Source organism: Streptomyces sp. Ag109_O5-1 (genome assembly GCF_003814875.1).
Taxonomy (GTDB): domain Bacteria; phylum Actinomycetota; class Actinomycetes; order Streptomycetales; family Streptomycetaceae; genus Streptomyces; species Streptomyces sasae.
On the sequence record NZ_RKQF01000001.1, the window covers coordinates 6,190,566 to 6,212,664 of the forward strand.

16 protein-coding genes are annotated in these 22,099 nt (G+C 68.8%); 5 read left to right on the forward strand and 11 right to left on the reverse strand.

Annotation, left to right across the window (positions count from 1 at the left end; translation table 11 throughout):
- Positions 1-106 precede the first annotated feature (106 nt).
- The 5 genes from EDD90_RS27905 to EDD90_RS27925 all read right to left on the reverse strand — a co-directional run bounded on the left by EDD90_RS27905 (position 107) and on the right by EDD90_RS27925 (position 8,378).
- Positions 107-1,012 carry an anti-sigma factor gene (locus tag EDD90_RS27905; protein WP_123975728.1) on the reverse strand — a complete coding sequence of 302 codons (906 nt, stop codon included), beginning with the start codon at positions 1,010-1,012 and terminating at the stop codon, positions 107-109.
- Complete coding sequence (sigM, locus tag EDD90_RS27910; protein WP_123975729.1) at positions 1,009-1,734, reverse strand: RNA polymerase sigma factor SigM; 726 nt, start codon at positions 1,732-1,734, stop codon at positions 1,009-1,011. The genes EDD90_RS27905 and sigM overlap by 4 nt, the downstream gene beginning before the upstream one ends.
- Positions 1,735-1,769: 35 nt before the next feature.
- Positions 1,770-3,488, reverse strand: a complete 1,719-nt coding sequence (locus EDD90_RS27915; protein ID WP_123975730.1) for a protein kinase family protein — start codon at positions 3,486-3,488, stop codon at positions 1,770-1,772.
- A gap of 119 nt (positions 3,489-3,607) precedes the next feature.
- Entirely contained in the window at positions 3,608-5,914 is a 2,307-nt protein-coding gene (murJ, locus tag EDD90_RS27920; RefSeq protein WP_123975731.1) for a murein biosynthesis integral membrane protein MurJ, read from the reverse strand.
- 46 nt (positions 5,915-5,960) lie between these two features.
- Positions 5,961-8,378 (reverse strand): DUF6049 family protein, encoded by a 2,418-nt coding sequence (locus EDD90_RS27925; RefSeq protein ID WP_123975732.1) that lies wholly within the window; start codon positions 8,376-8,378, stop codon positions 5,961-5,963.
- A 288-nt stretch (positions 8,379-8,666) separates the two neighbouring features.
- Here EDD90_RS27925 and EDD90_RS27930 point away from each other — a divergent pair, with 288 nt between their 5' ends.
- Positions 8,667-10,133 carry a CCA tRNA nucleotidyltransferase gene (locus tag EDD90_RS27930; protein WP_123975733.1) on the forward strand — a complete coding sequence of 489 codons (1,467 nt, stop codon included), beginning with the start codon at positions 8,667-8,669 and terminating at the stop codon, positions 10,131-10,133.
- A 93-nt stretch (positions 10,134-10,226) separates the two neighbouring features.
- Here EDD90_RS27930 and EDD90_RS27935 read toward each other — a convergent pair whose 3' ends face one another.
- The 3 genes from EDD90_RS27935 to EDD90_RS27945 all read right to left on the reverse strand — a co-directional run bounded on the left by EDD90_RS27935 (position 10,227) and on the right by EDD90_RS27945 (position 13,443).
- A complete protein-coding gene (locus tag EDD90_RS27935; protein ID WP_123975734.1) occupies positions 10,227-11,504 on the reverse strand; it encodes an MFS transporter in 1,278 nt (425 codons plus the stop codon).
- Positions 11,505-11,633: 129 nt separating this feature from the next.
- Positions 11,634-12,716 carry an inositol-3-phosphate synthase gene (locus EDD90_RS27940; protein WP_123975735.1) on the reverse strand — a complete coding sequence of 361 codons (1,083 nt, stop codon included), beginning with the start codon at positions 12,714-12,716 and terminating at the stop codon, positions 11,634-11,636.
- Between the two features lie 43 nt (positions 12,717-12,759).
- On the reverse strand, positions 12,760-13,443 hold the full coding sequence (locus tag EDD90_RS27945; protein WP_123975736.1) for a PadR family transcriptional regulator: 684 nt from the start codon (positions 13,441-13,443) through the stop codon (positions 12,760-12,762).
- 364 nt (positions 13,444-13,807) lie between these two features.
- Here EDD90_RS27945 and EDD90_RS27950 point away from each other — a divergent pair, with 364 nt between their 5' ends.
- Both EDD90_RS27950 and EDD90_RS27955 read left to right on the forward strand, forming a co-directional pair.
- Entirely contained in the window at positions 13,808-16,450 is a 2,643-nt protein-coding gene (locus EDD90_RS27950) for a transglycosylase domain-containing protein (protein ID WP_185149248.1), read from the forward strand.
- A gap of 133 nt (positions 16,451-16,583) precedes the next feature.
- Entirely contained in the window at positions 16,584-18,083 is a 1,500-nt protein-coding gene (locus EDD90_RS27955) for a glycosyltransferase family 87 protein (RefSeq protein ID WP_185149249.1), read from the forward strand.
- A gap of 87 nt (positions 18,084-18,170) precedes the next feature.
- On the opposite strand, the gene EDD90_RS27960 is transcribed toward EDD90_RS27955, so the two are convergent.
- The 3 genes from EDD90_RS27960 to EDD90_RS27970 form a co-directional block, all read right to left on the reverse strand.
- Positions 18,171-19,202 (reverse strand): alanine racemase, encoded by a 1,032-nt coding sequence (locus tag EDD90_RS27960; protein WP_123975738.1) that lies wholly within the window; start codon positions 19,200-19,202, stop codon positions 18,171-18,173.
- 68 nt (positions 19,203-19,270) lie between these two features.
- Positions 19,271-20,392, reverse strand: coding sequence for a peptidoglycan bridge formation glycyltransferase FemX (gene femX / locus EDD90_RS27965; protein WP_123975739.1), 1,122 nt, complete (start codon positions 20,390-20,392; stop codon positions 19,271-19,273).
- 163 nt (positions 20,393-20,555) lie between these two features.
- Entirely contained in the window at positions 20,556-20,858 is a 303-nt protein-coding gene (locus EDD90_RS27970) for a hypothetical protein (RefSeq protein ID WP_123975740.1), read from the reverse strand.
- Positions 20,859-21,122: 264 nt separating this feature from the next.
- Here EDD90_RS27970 and rpsF point away from each other — a divergent pair, with 264 nt between their 5' ends.
- The gene (gene rpsF / locus EDD90_RS27975) at positions 21,123-21,413 is read left to right on the forward strand and encodes a 30S ribosomal protein S6 (protein WP_005482942.1); all 291 of its coding nucleotides are present in this window, start codon (positions 21,123-21,125) and stop codon (positions 21,411-21,413) included.
- A gap of 74 nt (positions 21,414-21,487) precedes the next feature.
- A complete protein-coding gene (locus EDD90_RS27980; protein ID WP_123975741.1) occupies positions 21,488-22,078 on the forward strand; it encodes a single-stranded DNA-binding protein in 591 nt (196 codons plus the stop codon).
- Positions 22,079-22,099 lie beyond the last annotated feature (21 nt).

Consider the following 22,099-nt stretch of genomic DNA (forward strand, 5'->3'; position numbering starts at 1 on the left):
CGCGCATTCCCGGTGTGTCCGGGCACACGGGCCTCCCATACCGTACGGATTTCCGCGCCAGGACGAGGCGATGCGTTCCGTGCTCAGCGGTCGTGCCGGGGAACGCTCAGGGGTATGCCAGAGACTCCGTCAGCAGAACCTTGCCGGGGGAGGCGGACTGCTGGTCGACGCAGGAGGCGTCCACCACGAAGGCCGTCACCCGGGTGTTGTCGGAGCTGTCGGGCAGCACGACGAGGTAGGCGTCCTTCCCCTCGTACGTCCCCTTCTTCGCACCGAGGATGCTGCCGCTCTGGCTGATGCCGTGGCGTACACACACAGGCACCGACGCCGAAGGCTGGATCAGGGTGTTGGGGCTGTTGGTCGAACCGGGACCGGTGGACTGCCCCTCGATGTGGAAATGAGGCTTCTGAGAGCCCCGGGGGGTGCTCTGCCTCGTGCCGAGGAGGTTCTTCACCTGGCTCTGGAGGGTGCTCTCGGAGAAGGTTCCGGCGGAGGTCGTGGGTTTGCCCTGGGCTGTCGTCGGTGCATTGCCGCCGAGCGACTGGAGGAAGAAGGAACCAGCGCCCAGGACGGCGGCGGTGAATACGGTGCCGAGGACGACGGTCCGGCGGCGTCGGCCGCGGTCACGTTCATGGCCCTTGCGGCCGGGGCCGGTGGAGGCGCCCGGTCGCCCGGCGGGGCGGTCTCCCGGGGGTGACATCTCGCGGGGCGATGTTTCACGTGAAACATGCGCCTCGGACGCCGTCTCGGATGTCGTCGTGCTCAGCAGCGCCTCGGCGGCGAGGGCGGCATCGATCCGGTCCGCGATATCGGCCGGCATCCGCGGCGGACCCGGCAGCGTACCCAGCAGGCCCTGGATCTCCTCCAGCGAGGCGTGGACGTCGGCGCAGAGCTCGCACCCGTCCAGGTGCCGTCGTACCTCCGCGGTACGGGCAGGTGGGAGCAGGCCTTCGGTGAGGTCGGAGATCTCCGCGACGTCCGGGTGCCCGGTCGTGTCTGTCGTGGAAGTCACGCTCGCCCACCTCCGCCCTTCACTGCGGCTGAATCATTCGGCCCGGTGCCCTGTGGGCCTCTGTCCTGGGGCCCCGCTGCCGGTGGGACGGATGTCCCCTCCGCCCGGTTCCGTGCCGGGTCCGAATCATTTTCGTCACCGGTGTTTTCCGGCCGAAGGTGCGTGAGCAGCGGCAGGAGTCTGGCTCTGCCGCGAGCGCAGCGGCTCTTCACCGTCCCTGTGGGTACATCGAGGATCCGGGCCGCTTCGGCGACCGGATAGCCCTGCATGTCGACCAGGACGAGGGCGGCACGCTGGTCGTGCGGCAGTGCGCCGAGAGCTTCGAGGAGCTGGCGGTGCAGATCGTTCCGTTCGGCCGGAGCGGAGGCCGATTCATGCGGCTCGAGCAGTTGCTCCAGCCGCTCGGTGTCGTCGACGGGGGAGGTCTTCCGGGAGGCCGCCTTGCGGGCCCGGTCGAGGCAGGCATTCACCGTGATCCGGTGCAGCCAGGTCGTGACGGCCGACTGGCCCCGGAAGGTGTGGGCGGCCCGGTAGGCGGACACCAGGGCGTCCTGGACGGCGTCAGCGGCCTCCTCGCGGTCCCCCAGGGTCCGCAGGGCGACCGCCCAGAGCCGGTCCCGGTGCCGCCGCACGATCTCACCGAAGGCATCGGGGTCGCCTTCCACATGCCGGGCGAGCAGATCCTGATCGCTCACTCCGTCGTATCCGGCGCCTTCCGTCATCTGCCCCCTCCGCCTTCGGTGCCTCCGGTGAGACGTCAGCCTGTGAACTTCACTTCGGTGATGGCCTGCTTGTAGCCGGCCTGTGCGTACGCGGCGGAGTCCGGACCCGAATTCGGTACGGCGGTCATCCACACGAGCACGTACTGGCTCTTCACCTTCTTGGTGACCTTCACCGTGGCGGTGTCACCGGTGGTGGTGACGCTGCCGATCTTCGTCAACGAGCTGACCGGCCCCGGGGACAGCGAGTCGGCGGCGTACAGCGCAATCGTCGTGTGATCGCCAGAGTAGCGAAGGGAGATGGTTCCCGTGGCGAGTTCCTTCGCGGAGCCCAGGTCGTAGACGATGCCCACGCCTGGCTTGTACGGCGCCAGCTCCGGGCCGCTCAGGAAGGTGTTGGTCCTCCAGTACGTCGAGGTGCTGCCGTCATACGTCTTGCCGACGTCCTTGGGATGCTGGGCCTCACCCTCGGCGATGTACTCCTGGGCGTTCTCGATCTTTATCGCGGCGGCGGGCGTGGGGCTGGGACTGTTCTTGTCGCCGTCGTCCGTGGTCTGGGTGTTGTTGCTGTCGGACTTGTCGCTCTGGTCCATCAGGGCGTCCGCGAGCTGCCAGCTGCCCAGGCCCAGGGCGGCGATCAGGAGGGCGGAGACCGCCCACTTGAGGGCCTTGCCGGTACGGCTCTGGAGCGGTGGCGGCGGTGCCTGGAGGGGCTGCGTCACGCCGGGCGGCGTGGGGCGGCCGTAGGTGCCCTGCTGGTACGTGGTGCGCTGGTACTCGGGCGGTGCCGTGAACGCCGGCTCCGGCGGACGGATGCGGGGCATCTCGCCGATCGCCTTCACCAGTTCCTCCGGCGTGGTGCACGCGGACTCATGGCGGGAGGCGGTGGCGCCGTCGTTGACGAGAGCCCGCATGGCGAGCTCGGACAGGCCGCGGTGGACCCCGGCACGCACCTGGTCGGGTGCGATCAGGCCGATGTCCTTGGGCAGCCCGGCCAGACCGTAGGCGTCGCTCTCGTACGGCCAGCGCTGGGTCAGCGCCGCGTACAACAGGGCGCCGATCGCCTCGGTGTCGGTGCGCTGCGGGGTGTCGGAACTGATGCCGCGCAGTGCCGCGTTCACCGCGAGGCCGCGGATACGCCACTGGCCGGTGGAGGTGCGCAGCACCGCGTTCGGGTTGAGACGGAGATGGGCCAGGCCCTCGCGGTGCGCGGCCGCCATGGCGGAGGAGATCTGACTGACCATCTGGTAGGCGTCGTGCGGCTCCAGCGGGCCGGCCGCCAGCAGCGCGGTCAGTTCCGTTGCGTCCGGCAGCCACTCGTGGACGACATAGACGAGGTCGTCCTCCTCGACCGCGTCCAGGACCTGCACGAACCGCGGGTCGCCGAGCAGCGCGGCGGAACGGGCGGCGGCCAGCACGGCACGAGTACGTGCGTGGTCGGAGGGCAGGATATGGACACCGACGGCACGCCGCAGTTTCTCGTCGACCGCACGCCAACTGCTGAAACCGTCCAGACGGGTGACGCACTCCTCGAGACGGTAGCGTCTGGCGAGTTTGTGACCGCTGTGCAGTTCGGGAGGTGAGGCCTTCTTCCCGGGGTCCGCGGTCGTGCCGCTCCCCTGTGCCTCGTCGCTGTCCGTGTCCCGCTCCGGGTTCTGTGCCACCCCGTCGGCCGTGGACTGCCCCGCCTTGGCGGTCAGCGGCTCGTCACCGCTGTTGTCTGCCACGTCGACGGCAGCTGTGCTCCGTTCCGCCACCGTCGTTCCCTGCCTCCCCATCCGTTGCACGCTGTCCGACGCCGAATCCAATTGTGCCCACAGTCCCCCGCTATGCACGACACGCGGCGGCGGACGATGGTTGTGCGCTTACCCCCGCCTCAGCGCCCCAGGCGCCCCCGCACCATACCCACGAGGGAGTTGAGTTCCTCGATGCGCATGCGGCGCGCGGCCACGTAGAAGACGCCGAGCAGGATGGCCCCGCCGGCCAGCAGCGCGGCGAAGGAACCGATCACACCCTGCCCCAGAGTGTGGCCGATGCCGTAGCAGGCCGCACCACTGAGCAGCGCGGCCGGTACGGAGGCGATGCACAGCCGGGCGTAGGTGCGGGTGACACGGGAGCCGTCCAAGTCGCCGCCGAGCCGCTTGCGCAGCCGCTTCCAGGCGACCCCGACGCCGATCGCGTAGGCGAGACCGTAGGAGGCGGCCATGCCGGCCACCGCCCAGCGGGCCGGGAGCAGGAAGTAACAGGCGACCGAGGCACCCGCGTTGACCGCGGCGACGATGACCGTGTTGTAGAAGGGGGTGCGGGTGTCTTCGTACGCGTAGAAGGCACGCAGGACGACGTACTGCACCGAGTAGGGGATCAGGCCGAGGGCGAAGGCCATCAGCATGAAGCCCATGTTGGTCGCCTCGCTGATGCCCGAGGAGCCGAAGATCAGGGTGCACATCGGGATGCCGAGGGCCAGGAAGCCGAAGGCGATGGGGACGATCGCGACGGCGGTCGTCCTCAGGCCCTGGGAGATGTCGTCGCGGACGGCGCCCGTGTCGTTCTCGGCAGCCGAGCGGGAGATCCGCGGCAGCAGGGCGGCCATCAGGGAGACCGTGATGATGGCCTGCGGCAGGCCCCAGATCAGCTGGGCGTTGGCGTAGGCGGCGAAGCCGGTGCCGTCGACCGGGGAGTGCTTGCCGGCCGAGGTCGACAGCTGGGAGACGACGAGTGCGCCCGCCTGGTTGGCGAGGACGAACAGCACGGTCCACTTGGCGAGGGTGGCGGCCTTGCCGAGGCCGTGGCCCTTCCAGTCGAAGCGCAGCCGCAGCCGGAACCCGGTCTCGCGCAGGTAGGGGATCATCGCCAGGGCCTGGACCACGAGGCCGAGCAGCACGCCGATGCCGAGCAGCCGCTGGCCCTCCGGCGGGATGGTGGTGACCTTCATCCCGGAGTGCGCGGCGGTGCCGTACACCCAGATGAACAGGCCGAGGGTGACGATGATGACGATGTTGTTGAGGACCGGTGTCCACATCATCGCGCCGAACTTGCCCCGCGCGTTGAGGATCTGACCCATCACCACGTGGATGCCCATGAAGAAGATCGAGGGCAGGAAGTAGCGGACGAAGGTGATGCCGACCGCGTTGGCAGCCGGGTCGCTGGCGACCGAGTCGGACAGCAGACGGATGAGGAAGGGCGCGGCCGCGATGGTGGCAGCGGTGAGCAGGCCCAGCGCCACCATCACGAGGGTCAGCAGACGGTTCGCGAACGCCTCTCCGCCGTCCTCGTCCTCCTTCATGGCGCGCACCAGCTGCGGCACGAAGACGGAGTTGAGGCCGCCGCCGACGGTCAGGATGTAGATCATCGTGGGCAGCTGGTAGGCGACCTGGAACGTGTCACCGAGCAGACCCACGCCCAGCGCGGAGACGATCAGCGCGGAGCGGACGAAGCCGGTGAGCCGGGAGACCATCGTGCCCGCCGCCATCACGGCGCTGGACTTCAGTAGCCCTCCGGCCTTCCCGCTCTTCTTCGCGGGGGCGGGCGCGGGGGCCAGCGGAGCCGCGGTCCGGGCGGGCGCCGGGGGCGCTGCGGGGGTGGCGCCGAGGTTCAGGGTCTGGTCGGTGGCGGGCGTCGGATACTGCGGGGCCAGGGACGGCCCACCCGGGGCGGCGGCCGGTCCCGGCACCGACGGGGGCTCCGGGGGCAGGTGTCCGCCGTCCTGCCGGGGATCCCGGTAGCCGCCCTGCTGCTGGTCCCTGAACAGGTGCGCGAAGGCGTCCGGCTCGTGGTGCTGCTCACCGGAGTGCGTGACCAGGTCGTCGACGCCCACGAACTGAGTCGTGCGCGGGTCGTCGCCGTAGGGCAGGTACTGGGACGGGCCCTCCGGCTCCGGCGCCGGGGTCTGGGCCCACACGTGCGGGTCGGGGGCGTACGGCGACTGGGCGGGCTGTCCGTATAGCGGCTGCTGCGGGTAGGTGCCCGGGGGCGGCGGGGGGTGCGCGGCGCGGTCGTAGAGCGCCTCGGCGACCGGGTCCTGGGCGGAGAGGTCCTGCGCCCGGTACGGGTCCTGGTCGTAGGCGTCCTGGAGGTACATGTCAGCCGCGTGCTGCGGCGGGACCTGGCCGGCCTCCGGCGGCGGCTCGGGGTAGCCCGAACCGGCCGCGCCTTGGCCGCGTTCACCGTCGTACGGCGCGTTCATGGTTACCCCACCTCATCGTCCCGGGCCACACCGGCCACGACATCGCTCAACGGTCCACTCTCTCACCCGTCCCGGACGGGTCGGTGCTTTCCGGTGCGGTGTCCGGCGTCGGGTCACTCGGCTGCTCCGGGTCGTCTGCCCCGGACCGCGCCTCGGACTCCCCCTGGTGGCGATGGTCACCTGCGTCGGGGTTCCCCGGCCCGCCGGTGTCCTCGGCGCCGTCGCTCTCCGGGGCGTCGGGAGCGTTCGGAGCGTCCGGGGTGTCGTCGCCGGTCGCGTCCGGGCCGCCGCCCTCCTCGGCCTGGCGGGCTGCCGCCCGCTTGCGCTGGGTGTACATCCGGAAGCCGGCGAGCACCAGCAGCAGCACCCCGCCGCCGATGACCAGCATCACGGTGGGCGTGACCTCGGTGACCTTCACGTCGAAGCGGACGGGGTCGCCGTACTCCTGGCCGTCCTCGGTGTAGAGCTGGGCGATGACCTCCACCCGGCCGTTGGCGTTGGCCGAGGTGGAGAACTTCACCGACTGGCTGTGGCCGCCGGAGACCTCGACGGGCTGCTCGTAGTAGGGCTTGCCGCCGATCTCCAGGCGGGTCGGCATCGTCGAGGTGAGCCGCAGGACCAGGTGACCGACGCCCTGGACCAGGTTGTTCTGGACGGTCACCGGGATGGTGGCACTGCGGCCGGAGAGCTTGGTCTCGGACTTGTCGATGAGCTTGACCTGGTCGGTGAGGCTGTCGAGCCAGGACTCCACGCCGGTGCGGAAGCTGTCCGCCTCGCTGCCGCTGCCCCGCCACGACGTGGACATCTCACGGTCTATGGCCCGCCCGAAGGGGGTCACCACCCGCGACTGGTTGGTGAGGATCACCTGGAAGTTGTCGAGCTTGTCCTGGGTGCGGGCGATCTGCTCGAAGGCCGTCCGGGGCAGCTCCTGCTTGCGCAGCGAGGAGGGATAGGCGGACGAGGAGGGGATCTTCGTGGTCGCGCCGGGGTCGGGCTTGTCCTTGGCGGCCGCGGCGAGGTCCTGGAACTGGGACCAGTTGCTGTCCTGCAGCGCGGTGATCGCCGTCGCCATCGCCTGGGCCTGGCTTGCCGACGGCATCCGCTGCGGGGCGACGATGATGCTGCGCTGTTTGTCCGTCTGGTCGTTCAGCGCCAGGCTCTGGGCCAGGAACTGCTGCACCGCGAGGGTGGCCGAGTCGGCCTTCGTGAGATCGCCCTCGAACGCCGTGGACAGCCGGGCATCCGCGACCACCGCGGTCGTACCGCCACCGATGGGGCGTGCCGCCGACGGTGTGTAGGACAGCCCGCCGGTCTCCTGGAGGCTGTCGCTGCGGGCGATCACCTTGTCGGCGCCGGCCGAGGTGGCGACCTTGATGATCGACGGGTCGACGGCGCCGCTCACGGGCCAGGCGAAGTCGGTGTTCGGTGTGACATGGAGCACGGTCTGTACGGTGGTGGTCGCGACGTCGGTGGCGTCCTTGAGGTGGCTCAGCGAGCCGGTCACGCTGGTGCCGTTGTGTGCGAGGGAGGCCAGGTCCGGGTCGGCGAAGGGAAGGGCCACGACCTCCTTGTCCGCCACCGCGTCCTGCAGGTCGGCCAGGAACTGCTTGGCCACCGCCTGATGGGTACCGGCCGTGGTGGTGTCGCCGGCGCCCTGGATCCGGTAGCTGCGCGTCATCGCGTCCACGGAGGCGAGCAGGTCCGGGTCGATCACCCAGGTGACGTCCAGGTCCTTGCCGAGCGCCAGCATCTGGGCCAGCCGGCCGCCGGGGGAGATCTCCTTGGTGAGGTCGTCGTCGAGGAAGACCGGCGTCTGCAGTTCGCCCGCCCCTGTCTTCGCCGTCACATGGACGGTGGAGATCAGCGGCCACAGATATGTGGCCTTCGTCTTCGTGTCGGCCTCGGAGGACTGCCACGGCAGGAACGTGCGCTGGATGCCGAGCACCTGGTCCCACGGCTGTGCGGCCGTCTGGCCGGACAGCGAGACACCGAACTGGTACACCCCGTCCTGGCCGAGGTCGAGCTTGTCGACCGGCACGGAGAGGCTGAAGTGCTCGGCGACCCCCGGGGCGAGCGAGTCGAAGGGCTCGGTGTACTTGCCGCCGACCGCGGTGCCGAGGCTCGACTGGAGGTCGTCGGGGTGCTGCGCAGCGGACTCGATCGCGGAGCGCGTGCTGAGCTGAGCACCCACGCGCAGGTCCACCTGGGCGTCCGTGACGGCCTGCTTGCCGTTGTTGGTCACCGTGCCGGAGACCGTCAGCGTGTCCCCGTCGGCGGGGGCGCTGGGGCTGAGAGAGTCCAGGGCGACGGACACCGTGTCGGAGCCGGCCGCCTGCGCCGGAGCCGCGGCGGGCAGCTGCATCAGACCGGCCAGCAGAGGCGCGCCCGCGAGCAGTGCCCCGGTCCGCCGCAGCCAGCGGCGGGCAGGTGAGGGCGTCCCCTGGAAGTCTGCCGCCTCGGCCACGCGCTCGTCCGTCCCTCGTCGTCGTCAGTGGTCGTCGGAATGTGCGTCCACGCATGGTAACGAGGCGCGCTGAATGGAAGTGCCGCGGTCTGCTCCACAAGATCGGGAGAGGAGACCGGCCCATCCCCTATGTTCAGTATCGCGGGGAGATTCCGGTAAGCGTCTATCGCTGCGCTTGTGGGGATATGGAGTGAGGTGTCTCACCCTCTTTATGTGGAGGCGGTGTAAGGGGCGCCTGCGGAATATGGCGGCGCTTCGGGCGGCCCGGGCCACGTACCCTGTTCTGTTGTGCCGAACGCCAATGAAGACTCTTCCAATGCCCTGAGCCAGGCGCAGCAGCGCGCGGTGAGTGAGCTGCTGCGGGTGGCGCCCGTCGCCGACGACCTCGCCCGCCGATTCCAGGAGGCCGGGTTCTCGCTTGCCCTGGTCGGCGGCTCGGTCCGGGACGCGCTGCTGGGCCGGCTCGGCAACGACCTGGACTTCACCACCGACGCCCGCCCCGAGGACGTGCTGAAGATCGTCCGGCCCTGGGCGGACGCCGTCTGGGACGTCGGTATCGCTTTCGGCACGGTCGGGGCGCAGAAGGACGCCCGCGTCGGAGACGCTGTTCGGCACTTTCAGATCGAGGTCACGACCTATCGTTCCGAGGCCTACGACCGCACCTCGCGCAAGCCCGAGGTGTCGTACGGGGACTCCATCGAGGAGGATCTCGTCCGGCGTGACTTCACGGTCAACGCAATGGCGGTGGCGCTGCCGGAGAAGGAGTTCATCGACCCGCACGGCGGTCTCGAGGACCTGGCGCTCCGTGTGCTCCGCACCCCGGGGACGCCCGAGGAGTCCTTCTCGGACGACCCGCTGCGGATGATGCGGGCCGCCCGTTTCGCCGCACAGCTCGACTTCGAGGTCGCCCCCGAGGTCGTTGCCGCGATGAAGGACATGTCCGGACGTCTGGAGATCGTCTCGGCCGAACGGATCCGGGACGAGCTGAACAAGCTGGTCCTCTCCGCGCACCCCCGCAAGGGACTGACGCTGCTCGTCGACACGGGCCTCGCCGACCATGTCCTGCCCGAGCTGCCGGCCCTGCGTCTGGAGAGCGACGAGCACCACCGGCACAAGGATGTCTACGACCACACGCTGATTGTCCTGGAGCAGGCGATGGCGCTGGAGGAGAACGGTCCCGATCTGACTCTCCGCCTCGCCGCGCTGCTGCACGACATCGGCAAGCCGCGCACCCGCCGTTTCGAGAAGGACGGCCGGGTCTCGTTCCACCACCATGAGGTGGTCGGGGCGAAGATGACCAAGAAGCGCATGACGGCCCTGAAGTACTCCAACGAACTGGTGAAGGACGTCTCACGGCTGGTCGAACTCCATCTGCGCTTCCACGGCTACGGGACCGGGGAGTGGACGGACTCGGCGGTCCGCCGCTACGTCCGCGACGCAGGACCGCTTCTTGACCGACTGCACAAGCTGACCAGGTCCGACTGCACCACCCGCAACAAGCGGAGGGCGGCGGCGCTCTCTCGCGCCTATGACGGCCTGGAAGAGCGCATCGCCGAACTTCAGGAGCGGGAGGAGCTGGACGCGATCCGCCCGGACCTCGACGGCAACCAGATCATGGAGATCCTGGGGATCCGGCCGGGCCCGGAGGTCGGCCAGGCCTACAAGCACATGCTGGAGCTCCGGCTGGAGAACGGGCCGATGGAGCATGACGCGGCGGTGGCCGCGCTCAAGCAGTGGTGGGCCGAGCAGGGCTGAGCGTGTGGATCGAGGTCATGTTTCACGTGAAACATGACCTCGATCCACACGGGACGAGGGGCGATGTTTCACGTGAAACATCGCCCCTCGCTGCTACTCCCGTACTTCGAGCAGTCCTTCAACGCGGGCCATGGTCACAGCAACGGCTGCGTAGACGACCGCGACCGTGATGACGAGGCTCGCCGAGCGACCGTCCGGCGGCAGCATCAGGGCGGCGACACCGGCGGCCCCGACGAAGGCGACGTTGAAGAGCACGTCGTACACGGAGAAGATCCGGCCGCGGAAGCCGTCGTCGACGGAGGACTGCACGATGGTGTCCGTGGAGATCTTCGCTCCCTGGGTGATCAGCCCCAGGACGAAGGCGGCGACCAGCATGGGGCCGGTCGTGAACGGGAGGCCCAGAGCCGGCACCAGGACGGCGGCGGACGCCGCGCACACGACGATCCAACGGCCGGGACCGAGTCGTCCCGCGGCATAGGGCGTCACCAACGCCGCCGCGAAGAAACCGGCGCCGGAGATCCCCAGTGCCAGCCCCAGCAGTCGCAGGCCGTCGTCCGGATTCGAGGCGAGTGCATAGCGGCACAGCATCAGCACCAGGACCAGCAGTGCGCCGTAGCAGAAGCGCATCAGCGTCATGGCGAACAGGGCCCAGGCCGCCTCACGGCGCTCGGGCGCGGCGAGATGCCGTACCGCCGCCAGCAGGTCCCGGACGGTGGTGACGACGGCCGTGCCCAGGCGTGGCGGTGCCGACCGCCGGTCGGGGCCGAGCAGCCAGGGAGCCATGGTCAGTGAGGTGAGGGCCGCGCACAGGTACAGCGCGGCGCCCAGCACCACCACCGCGGCGTCGGAGTCCGAGGCCACCAGCCGTACGGCGAAGGCGAGTCCGCCGCCGGCGGTCGCAGCGAGGGTTCCGGCGGTCGGGGACAGGGAGTTGGCCAGCACCAGCCGATCGGTGTCGACCACCCGCGGCAGGGCGGCGGAGAGCCCCGAGAGAACGAAGCGGTTGACGGCCGTGACGCACAGGGCGGAGACATAGAAGAGCCAGTCGGGGACATGGCTCACCATCAGCGCTGCGGTGACCGAGGCCAGCAGCGCGCGCAGCAGATTGCCGTAGAGGAGGACCTGGCGGCGTCGCCAGCGGTCCAGCAGGACGCCGGCGAAGGGTCCCACGAGGGAGTACGGGAGGAGCAGGACCGACATGGCGGAGGCGATCGCGGCCGGTGAGGTCTGCTTCTCCGGGGAGAAGACGACGTAGGCGGCCAGCGCGACCTGGTAGACGCCGTCGGCGCCCTGGGAGAGCAGGCGTACGGCGAGCAGGCGGCGGAAGTTCCGCAGGCGCAGCAGGACACGCAGGTCGCGGACGACGGGCATGGGGCACAGCCTCACATATGGGACCGCACATAGGGGAAGGGTCCCCGGGTCGGATGACCCGGGGACCCTCACAGCCCTGGCAGGAGCGTTTTTTTGCGAGCTTTGGCTCTGGTGTGCGGTGGTGTCGGGTCAGCGCTCGACGTCGCCGCGGATGAACTTCTCCACGTTCTCGCGGGCCTCGTCGTCGAAGTACTGGACCGGCGGGGACTTCATGAAGTAGCTCGACGCGGAGAGGATCGGGCCGCCGATGCCGCGGTCCTTGGCGATCTTCGCGGCACGCAGGGCATCGATGATGACACCGGCAGAGTTCGGGGAGTCCCAGACCTCGAGCTTGTACTCCAGGTTCAGCGGGACATCGCCGAAGGCGCGGCCCTCGAGGCGGACGTACGCCCACTTGCGGTCGTCGAGCCAGGCGACCCAGTCGGACGGGCCGATGTGGACGTTGCCCTCGCCGAGCTCGCGGTCGCGGATCTGGGAGGTGACGGCCTGCGTCTTGGAGATCTTCTTGGACTCCAGGCGCTCACGCTCGAGCATGTTCTTGAAGTCCATGTTGCCGCCGACGTTCAGCTGCATCGTGCGGTCCAGGACGACACCCCGGTCCTCGAACAGCTTCGCCATGACGCGGTGCGTGATGGTCGCGCCGACCTGCGACTTGATGTCGTCACCGACGATCGGGACACCGGCCTCGGTGAACTTGTCCGCCCACTCCTTGGTGCCGGCGATGAAGACCGGGAGGGCGTTGACGAAGGCGACCTTGGCGTCGATGGCGCACTGGGCGTAGAACTTCGCCGCGTCCTCGGAGCCGACGGGCAGGTAGCAGACGAGGACGTCGACCTGCTTGTCCTTGAGGACCTGGACGACGTCGACCGGCTCGGCCTCGGACTCCTCGATGGTCTGGCGGTAGTACTTGCCGAGGCCGTCGAGGGTGTGGCCGCGCTGCACGGTGACACCGGACGTGGGCACGTCACAGATCTTGATGGTGTTGTTCTCGGAGGCGCCGATGGCGTCCGCCAGGTCGAGGCCGACCTTCTTGGCGTCCACGTCGAACGCGGCGACGAACTCGACGTCCTTGACGTGGTAGTCGCCGAACTGGACGTGCATCAGGCCGGGGACCCTGGACGCCGGGTCGGCGTCCTTGTAGTACTCGACTCCCTGCACCAGCGACGCGGCACAGTTGCCCACGCCGACGATGGCTACGCGAACCGAACCCATTCCGGTTGCTCCCTGTGTGTACGAGTGAGGCCCTGAGCGGGTCTCACGTGGCGGTGTCGTCGGGCAGATCCGGCCGGAGGGAATCCCCGGACCGGGGCAGGCTGCCCGGCGCTCCATTGGTGGTGTTCTGCTGAGCGGCTCCCCCGGACGCAGAACCCTTCAGGTCCCGTCCGGCCCGCTCGCTCTCGATGAGCTCGTTCAGCCAGCGCACTTCGCGCTCCACGGACTCCATCCCGTGGCGCTGGAGCTCAAGCGTGTAGTCGTCGAGGCGCTCCCGGGTGCGCGTCAGCGAGACGCGCATCTTCTCCAGGCGCTCCTCCAGCCGGCTGCGGCGGCCCTCCAGCACTCGCATCCGTACATCGCGCGAGGTCTGCCCGAAGAAGGCGAACCGCGCGGCGAAGTGCTCGTCCTCGTACGCATCGGGGCCGGTCTGGGAAAGGAGCTCCTCGAAGTGCTCCTTACCTTCGGCCGTCAACCGGTAGACGATCTTGGCGCGGCGGCCGGCGAGCGGCGCGGCGAGGGCGTCCTCGGCGGTGTTTCCCGGTTCCTCGATCAACCAGCCGTTGGTGACCAGCGTCTTGAGGCAGGGGTAGAGCGTCCCGTAGCTGAACGCCCGGAAGACGCCCAGTGATGTGTTGAGCCGTTTCCGCAGCTCATAGCCGTGCATCGGGGACTCGCGAAGCAGGCCGAGTACGGCGAACTCGAGGATGCCGGAGCGCCGGCTCATCGTCGCCTCCTTCTCGTCCGCTGGTCGCTTATCTCGCTCTGATGTATCGACTCGATACATCCCGACGATAGATCGGGCTGACCTATGCGACAAGAGGAGCGACGGTGAACGGGATCACATCACCGATTCGCAGGAGGCAAGTTGCCTGATTTGGTGTGAACTTCGGGGCCCGGCGAGTTTTGGCGGTGCGTAGTCTGTGCGGCATGCAGACCACCGGGAACCAAGTGACGCCTGGGGGGCGTCGATGTCCTCGGTGCCGTACGGGTGAATGCAGGACCGACCACATCCGTACTTCGGGGGGACCGGAAACCAGCCGCCGTTTCCAGGCGCGCACGGGTGCGCCTGCCCGAGGAGTAATCGTTCGATGAGCGAGCACCGTCGCAAACCGCCGCAGCCGCAGGGAGGCGGAGACGGACGTGCCGCGGCCCGACGCGGCCAGTACGATCCGTCCTCCGGCCGCCGTGCGGCACCGCGAGGCGCCACCGGGTCTCCTTCCGACTATGGGTTCCGTTCCTACGGGACGGACTCCCAGGGCTCGGGTGGTGCAGAGCGCCCCTATGGCAGCCGTGCCGAAGCACGCCGGGCGGCGCAGAGAAACACGGGAGGCCGCCGCAGAACGGCCGACAACGGGAGTCATGGTCCGGGCGGTCCTGCCGGGCCAGGGCGTGGCAGAGGCCGCGCGTCGATGGCGCCCGGCAAGAAGCGCCTCATCGACTACCCCAGGGCGCACAAGTTCGGCTGGCGCCGCTGGGTGCCCTCCTGGAAGCTCGTCTCGGGGCTGTCCCTCACCTTCCTCGGCAGTCTGGTCGCCCTGGTCGGTGTCGGCTACGCCATGGTGGGCGTCCCGAGCGAGAACACGGCGGCCCAGTCCCAGAACAACGTCTACTACTGGGGCAACAACCAGCAGATGGTCGCGACCGGTACGGGCGTGAACCGGCAGAACGTCACCATCGACCAGATCCCCGAGGCCATGCAGTACGCGGTGATCTCGGCGGAGAACAAGAGCTTCTACACGGACTCGGGCGTCGACCCCATGGGTATCGCCCGTGCCCTGGTCAACATGGCCCGGGGTGGCCAGACGCAGGGTGGTTCGACGATCACACAGCAGTTCGTCAAGAACACCTACCTCAGCCAGGACCAGACGATCACACGCAAGTTCAAGGAGATGTTCATCTCCATCAAGGTGGGCACCAAGCTCACCAAGCCGGAGATCCTCCAGGGCTACCTGAACACCTCGTACTTCGGCCGGGGCGCGTACGGCATCCAGGCCGCCGCCCAGACCTACTACGGCGTGAACGCCAAGGACCTCACCCCCAGCCAGTGCGCGGTCCTGGCGTCGCTGCTCAAGGGCGCGACCTACTACGACCCCGCGGGCAACCCGGACATCGACCCCTCGGCCACCAAGCAGGCCAACTACAAGCGGTCGCACGACCGCTGGGCCTGGATCCTCGAGGAGATGCACAAGGACGGGCACCTCAACGACGCCGACTACCAGCAGGCCATAAAGACGTACCCCCTGCCCCAGGGCCGCAAGGCGGTCAAGGGCATGACCGGCCAGATCAGCTACCTCGCCGACACGGCCAAGAAGTACGTCCTCGCACACTCCAACATCACCGAGGCGCAGTTCGACCAGGGCGGCTACCAGATCTACACGACCTTCGACAAGGACAAGGTCAACGCGCTCAGCGCGGCCGTGGCCAAGGTGCAGAAGGCGCGCCTGGACCCGAAGAACCGCGAGAAGGACAAGTACGTCCAGTTCGGTGCCGCGTCGGTGGTGCCCAACGACGGCAAGGTCGTCGCCCTGTACGGCGGTGCGGGCTACGAGAACAACCACTTCACCAACAACGCCGACACCTCCGGCGTCCCCGTCGGTTCGACGTGGAAGCCGTTCGTCCTGGCCGCGGCCATGCAGGACGGCACGTACAAGACCGACGGTGTCGGGGTGTCGCCGCTGAGCAAGTACAACGGCGACGACAACCTCAAGGTGCAGCGGCCGGACGGCACGTTCTACCTGAACAAGGACAACTCGATCTTCCGTCAGCGGAACGAGAGCACCCACGCCTGGGGCTACATCACCCTGCGCAAGGCGATGGAGCAGTCGATCAACACGCCGTTCGTGCAACTGGGCGTGGACGTGGGACTCACGAAGGTCCGTGAAATGGCCCACGCCTCCGGAATCCTGAACGACAGCATGTTGCAGGGTCTGAACCCGTCGTTCGCCATCGGTACGTCCACCCCCAGTGCCATCCGCATGGCCGATGCCTATGCGACCTTCGCGGCGTCCGGCGAACACGTGGAGCCGTATTCCGTGACCGCGGTCAAGTACGGCGGGCAGCCGCTGAACGGCTTCGACAAGCCGAAGGCGTCCAGGGCCATGGACGAGAACGTCGCGAACAACGTCACGGACGTCCTGCAGAACGTCATCCAGAACGGCACGGGCCAGAACGCCAAGGCCCTGGGCCGTACGGCGGCGGGCAAGACCGGTACCACCGACAGCAACAAGTCGGCCTGGTTCGTCGGCTACACCCGGCAGCTGGCGACGTCGGTGGCGATGTTCCGTGAGAACCCGAAGGACGCCGAACTGCTCTCCATGAACGGCACCGCCGGCGTGGAGTCCATCCACGGTGGTGACATCCCGACCTCGGTGTGGACCGAGTACATGAAGGCCGCGCTGAAGAACTCCAACGACCTGGCCTTCCCCGAGGCGACCAAGATCGGTCAGATCTCCGACGAGGCGGGGGCTCCCTCCCCGACGCCGACGATCAGCATCACGCCGAGCGAGACGCCGAGCGCCACGCCCAGCGCCACGCCCAGTGAGACGGTCACCGCGCCGTCGCCCAGCGCGACCGAGACCTGCCAGTTCGCCTGGAACTGCTCGACCGACGGCGGCGACACCGGAAGCACGTCCGGTACGACCTCCTCGCCGACAGCCACGGAGACGACCGGCAACGGAAACAGCAGAGGCAATGCCAATGGCGGAAACCTCTTCGGCGGGTCGACCGGCTAACCGCGAGACCCTTGACCGGTTGGTGACCATTTCGCCCGCCGAAGCATGTTTCACGTGAAACAGGGGCCGCTGCATCCGACGAGGTGCGGCGGCCCTCGGCGTATTCCTAGAGAGGTACGGCAGGATGGGCCCCATGCCCAGTGCAGAGACGACGCCCGCGGGCGTGCGCGAGCCGGAGCCGGTGCGGCCGACCAGGGAAGACGAGATCGCCGCGGCAGGCAGTGAGCTGATCGGTGGCCCCATCGGGCGGCGTGTGCTGCTCGGGACGTCCTGGTGGACGCCCCTGCGGGTCGTGGTGCTCGTGGCGATCGGGATGTTCGCCCTCGGAATGGTCCAGAAGGTGCCCTGCTACGACAGTGGCTGGTTCTTCGGGGCGAGCTCCCAGTACACCCACGCCTGCTACTCGGACATCCCGCACCTCTACCAGGGGCGAGGCTTCGCCGACGGCCTGGTGCCCTACTTCGACAAGCTCCAGGGCGACATGGACTACCTCGAATACCCGGTGCTGACCGGTGTGTTCATGGAGGTGGCCGCGTGGCTCACGCCGGGCAGCGGCAGCATCCAGCTCCAGGAGCAGGTGTACTGGTTCGTCAACGCCGGGATGCTGATGGTGTGCGCCGCCGTCATCGCGGTGTGCGTGGTCCGTACGCACCGCCGGCGCCCCTGGGACGGTCTGCTGGTCGCCCTGGCGCCCGCCTTCGCGCTGACCGCCACCATCAACTGGGACCTCCTGGCGGTCGCTCTGACGGCCGCGGCGATGCTGATGTGGTCCCGGAGCCGTCCCCTCGCCTTCGGGGTCCTCCTGGGGCTTGCCACGGCCGCCAAGCTGTACCCCGTGTTCCTGCTGGGGCCGCTGTTCCTGCTGTGCTGGCGCGCGGGCAAATGGCGGGAGTTCTGGATCGCCACGGGCGGTGCGGTGGCCGCCTGGCTCGTCGTGAACCTGCCGGTGATGCTCTTCGCCTTCGACGGCTGGTCGAAGTTCTACACCTTCAGCCACGACCGGGGCGTCGACTTCGGCTCGTTCTGGCTGATCTGGGCGCAGAACACGACCACCCCGCCGTCCACCGACTTCGTGAACAACGCGGCCATGGCCCTGGTGCTGCTCTGCTTCCTGGGCATCGCCGCCCTGGCCCTCACCGCCCCGCGCCGGCCGCGCTTCGCCCAGCTGGCCTTCCTGGTGGTGGCGGCCTTCATCCTCACCAACAAGGTCTACTCCCCCCAGTACGTCCTGTGGCTGGTGCCGCTGGCCGTCCTCGCCCGGCCGAAGTGGCGGGACTTCCTGATCTGGCAGGCGTGCGAGGTGGCGTACTTCCTGGGGATCTGGATGTACCTCGCGTACACGACCAGCGGAGACGCCCACAAGGGTCTCCCCACCAACGGCTACCACTGGGCGATCGCCGTGCACCTGCTGGGCACGCTCTACCTGTGCGCGATGGTCGTACGCGACATCCTCATGCCCGAGCGGGACGTGGTGCGCCGCTCCGGTGACGACGACCCCTCGGGCGGGGTGCTGGACGGCGCGGAAGACGTCTTCGTGCTCGGCTCCGCGGCCCGTCCCCCACGCCACGCCGTCCAGTTCGAGGGGCCGCAGGTGGAATGGGGAAGCCGATCCTCCGAGGACAGTTCGCTCTGAGCGAACGGCTCTCCCTGCTGGCCGAGGGCGGAGAAAAGGGCCGTACACGGAAGTCCGTGTACGGCCCTTTTCGCTGTCCTTTAAACCTCAGCGGTCCACGAGACGGTCGAACTGAGTGGTGGTGTGCCGCAGATGGGCCACCAGTTCCTCACCGACCTTGGGCTCCGGGGCGTCCGAGGGCACGAACAGGATCGACACCTGCATGTGCGGCGGCTCCGCGAACCAGCGCTGCTTGCCACCCCAGACGAACGGAGAAAGGTTCCGGTTCACCGTGGCCAGACCGGCCCGTGCGACGCCCTTGGCGCGCGGCATGACGCCGTGCAGGGCCTTCGGGGCCTCCAGGCCCACCCCGTGCGACGTACCGCCCGCCACGACCACCAGGAAGCCGTCCGAGGCCGACTTCTGCTGCCGGTAGCCGAACCGGTCGCCCTTGGCCACCCGAGTGACGTCCAGGACCGCCCCGCGGTACTCCGTGGCGTCGTGGTCCCCCAGCCACAGCCGGGTGCCGATCCGGGCCCGGAACCGGGTCTGCGGGAACTGCTGCTGGAGCCGGGCGAGTTCGTCGGCCTTGAGATGGCTGACGAACATCGTGTGCAGCGGCAGCCGGGCCGCGCGCAGCCGGTCCATCCAGCCGATGACCTCCTCGACGGCGTCCGAGCCGTCGGTGCGGTCCAGCGGCAGATGGATGGCGAAGCCCTCCAGCCGGACGTTCTCTATGGCGGAGTGCAGCTGCGGCAGGTCCTGCTCGCTGATGCCGTGCCGCTTCATCGTGGACATCACCTCGATGACCACCCGGGCACCCACCAGGCCGTACACGCCGTCGATCGACGACACCGAGCGGATGACGCGGTCGGGCAGCGGGACGGGCTCCTCGCCGCGCCGGTACGGCGTCAGCACCAGCAGGTCACCGCCGAACCAGTCCTTGATGCGCGCGGCCTCGTACGTCGTGCCGACGGCGAGGATGTCCGAGCCCAGACGCGTGGCCTCCTCCGCCAGCCGTTCGTGCCCGAAGCCGTAGCCGTTGCCCTTGCAGACCGGGACCAGGCCCGGGAACTGCTCCTGCACGTGCTTGTGGTGCGCACGCCAGCGCGCGGTGTCGACGTAGAGCGTGAGCGCCATGGCCGGACCCGGAACCCTTCTTGATGGCAGCGGTGTGTGTCAGAGGTATCGAAGCACTGAACGCGACGTCAGCGGCGCGACATGTAGATGTCGAGCGCCTTATGGAGCAGCTTGTTCAGCGGGAAGTCCCACTCGCCGAGGTACTCCGCGGCCTGGCCGCCGGTGCCCACCTTGAACTGGATCAGGCCGAAGAGGTGGTCCGTCTCGTCCAGCGAGTCGGAGATGCCACGCAGGTCGTAGACGGTGGCACCGAGCGCGTAGGCGTCGCGCAGCATCGTCCACTGCATCGCGTTCGAGGGGCGCACCTCACGGCCGATGTTGTCGGAGGCGCCGTAGGAGTACCAGACGTGCCCGCCGACGACCAGCATGGTCGCCGCGGACAGGTTCACCCCGTTGTGCCGGGCGAAGTACAGCCGCATCCGGTTCGGGTCCTCGGTGTTGAGGGCCGTCCACATGCGCTGGAAGTACGACAGCGGGCGCGGCCGGAAGTGGTCGCGCACGGCGGTGATCTCGTACAGCCGCTGCCACTCCGCCAGGTCCTGGTAGCCGCCCTGGACGACCTCGACACCGGCCTTCTCGGCCTTCTTGATGTTGCGCCGCCACAATTGGTTGAAGTTCTTGTGGACCTCTTCCAGGGAACGGTTCGCCAGCGGCACCTGGAAGACATAGCGCGGCTGCACGTCGCCGAAGCCGGCGCCGCCGTCCTCGCCCTGCTGCCAGCCCATCCGGCGCAGCTTGTCGGCCACCTCGAAGGCGCGCGGCTCGATGAAGTCGGCCTCGATGTCGCGCAGCCGCTTCACGTCCGGGCTCTGGATGCCCTGCTTGATGGAGTTGGCCTCCCAGCGCCGGATGATCACCGGCGGGCCCATCTTCACCGAGAACGCGCCCTGCTGCTTGAGATGGGCCAGCATCGGCTGGAGCCACTCGTCCAGATTCGGCGCGAACCAGTTGATGACCGGGCCCTCGGGCAGGTACGCGAGGTAGCGCTTGATCTTGGGCAGCTGGCGGTACAGCACCAGGCCCGCGCCGACCATTTCGCCGGTGCGCTCGTCGAACCATCCCAGGTTCTCCGAACGCCACTCCGCCTTGACATCGGCCCAGGCCGGGACCTGCATGTGGCTAGCCGCCGGCAGGCTCTGGATGTACGCCAGATGCTGTTCGCGGCTGATGGTCCTCAGGGTCAGGCTCATGTCGGGGCGCTCCTCGGGCTGGTGTGTCCCCATGGGTACAGGGGCTCCGGCTCTCGCGCCGAAGCCTACTGCGCCTTGCCCGCGGCCCGACCGGCCGTACGGTGCCTACGCCCCGGCCCTTGTGCGGCCGGGGCGTTCCGCGGTGGTGCGGGGTGCCGGAGGCCTACCCGAACAGCCCGCCGTTCGCCATGCCGATGAAGAAGCCGACGCCCGAGGCACCGAGACCCAGGATCAGACCGAAACGCTCGCGCGTGGTGATCGAGATCCACTGCCCGTACAGGCCGGTGAAGAGGCCGATCAGGCCGGTCCAGGAGCTGAGCAGGTGCAGGCCGTGGAAGAACGACGTGACGAAGGCGATCAACCCGAGCGCCAGGGTCGCCGCCATCAGCGAGTCCTGGAGCGGATGGGTCTTGCCGTCCGTGGCGAACAGGGATCCGGCGGTGTTGGGTCGCAATGCCTGTGCCATAGGGCACCTCCTGCGGAAGGCGGCGCATCGTAGCGCCGTACACACCCGATGTGAACAGATTGAGGGCCCCGGCCGCCGGATTTCAACCGGAAGCGGGTGTGCGGGTAGTCTTTACCGTCTGCACCGGTGTCTGCCCAGGCCGCGACCGGGGATCCCGCGGGACCCCCCCGAATGTCAGTGGCGGCCGATACCGTTGCGCACGCATCACAACCCTCCTGCCACGGAACGACCGTGGCCGCTGAGTCCAAAGGAGGTGGGTTCCACATGCGTCACTACGAGGTGATGGTCATCCTCGACCCCGATCTGGAGGAGCGCGCTGTCGCCCCCCTGATCGAGAACTTCCTCTCCGTCGTCCGCGAGGGCAACGGCAAGGTGGAGAAGGTCGACACCTGGGGCCGTCGTCGTCTCTCGTACGAGATCAAGAAGAAGCCCGAGGGCATCTACTCGGTCATCGACCTGCAGGCCGAGCCTGCGGTCGTGAAGGAGCTCGACCGCCAGATGAACCTGAACGAGTCGGTCCTCCGGACCAAGGTCCTCCGCCCCGAGACCCACTGAGCTTCCAGCTCAGCTGATCTCGGGTTTCGAGTAGCAGTAAGCAGCCAGCAGCAAACCCGCCGAGAGGTTCCCCCATGGCAGGCGAGACCGTCATCACGGTCGTCGGCAATCTTGTCGACGACCCCGAGCTGCGCTTCACCCCGTCCGGTGCGGCGGTCGCGAAGTTCCGCGTCGCGTCCACTCCCCGCACCTTCGACCGCCAGACGAACGAGTGGAAGGACGGCGAAAGCCTCTTCCTGACCTGCTCGGTCTGGCGGCAGGCGGCGGAGAACGTCGCCGAGTCGCTCCAGCGAGGCATGCGCGTCATCGTGCAGGGCCGGCTGAAGCAGCGGTCCTACGAGGACCGCGACGGTGTCAAGCGCACGGTCTACGAGCTGGACGTCGAGGAAGTCGGCGCCAGCCTGCGGAGTGCCACGGCCAAGGTCACCAAGGCCGCCGGTGGTGGCGGCCGCGGTGGCCAGGGCGGTTACGGCGGCGGTGGCGGCCAGGGTGGCGGCGGCTGGGGCGGCGGCTCCGGTGGCGGCCAGCAGGGCGGCGCCCCCAACGACGACCCCTGGGCCTCCGGCGCTCCCGCCGGTGGCGGCAACCAGGGTGGCGGCGGTTGGGGTGGCGGTTCCGGCGGCAGCGGCGGCGGTGGCGGCTACTCGGACGAGCCCCCCTTCTAGGGGCCAAGGGCTCGCATCCCC

Excerpts from the sequence above, each read along its gene's own strand:
- sigM (WP_123975729.1), bottom strand. The coding sequence starts at position 1,734 with ATGACGGAAGGCGCCGGATACGACGGAGTGAGCGATCAGGATCTGCTC.
- murJ (WP_123975731.1), bottom strand. The coding sequence starts at position 5,914 with ATGAACGCGCCGTACGACGGTGAACGCGGCCAAGGCGCGGCCGGTTCG.
- EDD90_RS27935 (WP_123975734.1), bottom strand. The coding sequence starts at position 11,504 with ATGCCCGTCGTCCGCGACCTGCGTGTCCTGCTGCGCCTGCGGAACTTC.
- EDD90_RS27940 (WP_123975735.1), bottom strand. The coding sequence starts at position 12,716 with ATGGGTTCGGTTCGCGTAGCCATCGTCGGCGTGGGCAACTGTGCCGCG.
- EDD90_RS27945 (WP_123975736.1), bottom strand. The coding sequence starts at position 13,443 with ATGAGCCGGCGCTCCGGCATCCTCGAGTTCGCCGTACTCGGCCTGCTT.
- EDD90_RS27950 (WP_185149248.1), top strand. The coding sequence starts at position 13,808 with ATGAGCGAGCACCGTCGCAAACCGCCGCAGCCGCAGGGAGGCGGAGAC.
- EDD90_RS27955 (WP_185149249.1), top strand. The coding sequence starts at position 16,584 with ATGCCCAGTGCAGAGACGACGCCCGCGGGCGTGCGCGAGCCGGAGCCG.
- EDD90_RS27960 (WP_123975738.1), bottom strand. The coding sequence starts at position 19,202 with ATGGCGCTCACGCTCTACGTCGACACCGCGCGCTGGCGTGCGCACCAC.
- femX (WP_123975739.1), bottom strand. The coding sequence starts at position 20,392 with ATGAGCCTGACCCTGAGGACCATCAGCCGCGAACAGCATCTGGCGTAC.
- EDD90_RS27970 (WP_123975740.1), bottom strand. The coding sequence starts at position 20,858 with ATGGCACAGGCATTGCGACCCAACACCGCCGGATCCCTGTTCGCCACG.
- rpsF (WP_005482942.1), top strand. The coding sequence starts at position 21,123 with ATGCGTCACTACGAGGTGATGGTCATCCTCGACCCCGATCTGGAGGAG.
- EDD90_RS27980 (WP_123975741.1), top strand. The coding sequence starts at position 21,488 with ATGGCAGGCGAGACCGTCATCACGGTCGTCGGCAATCTTGTCGACGAC.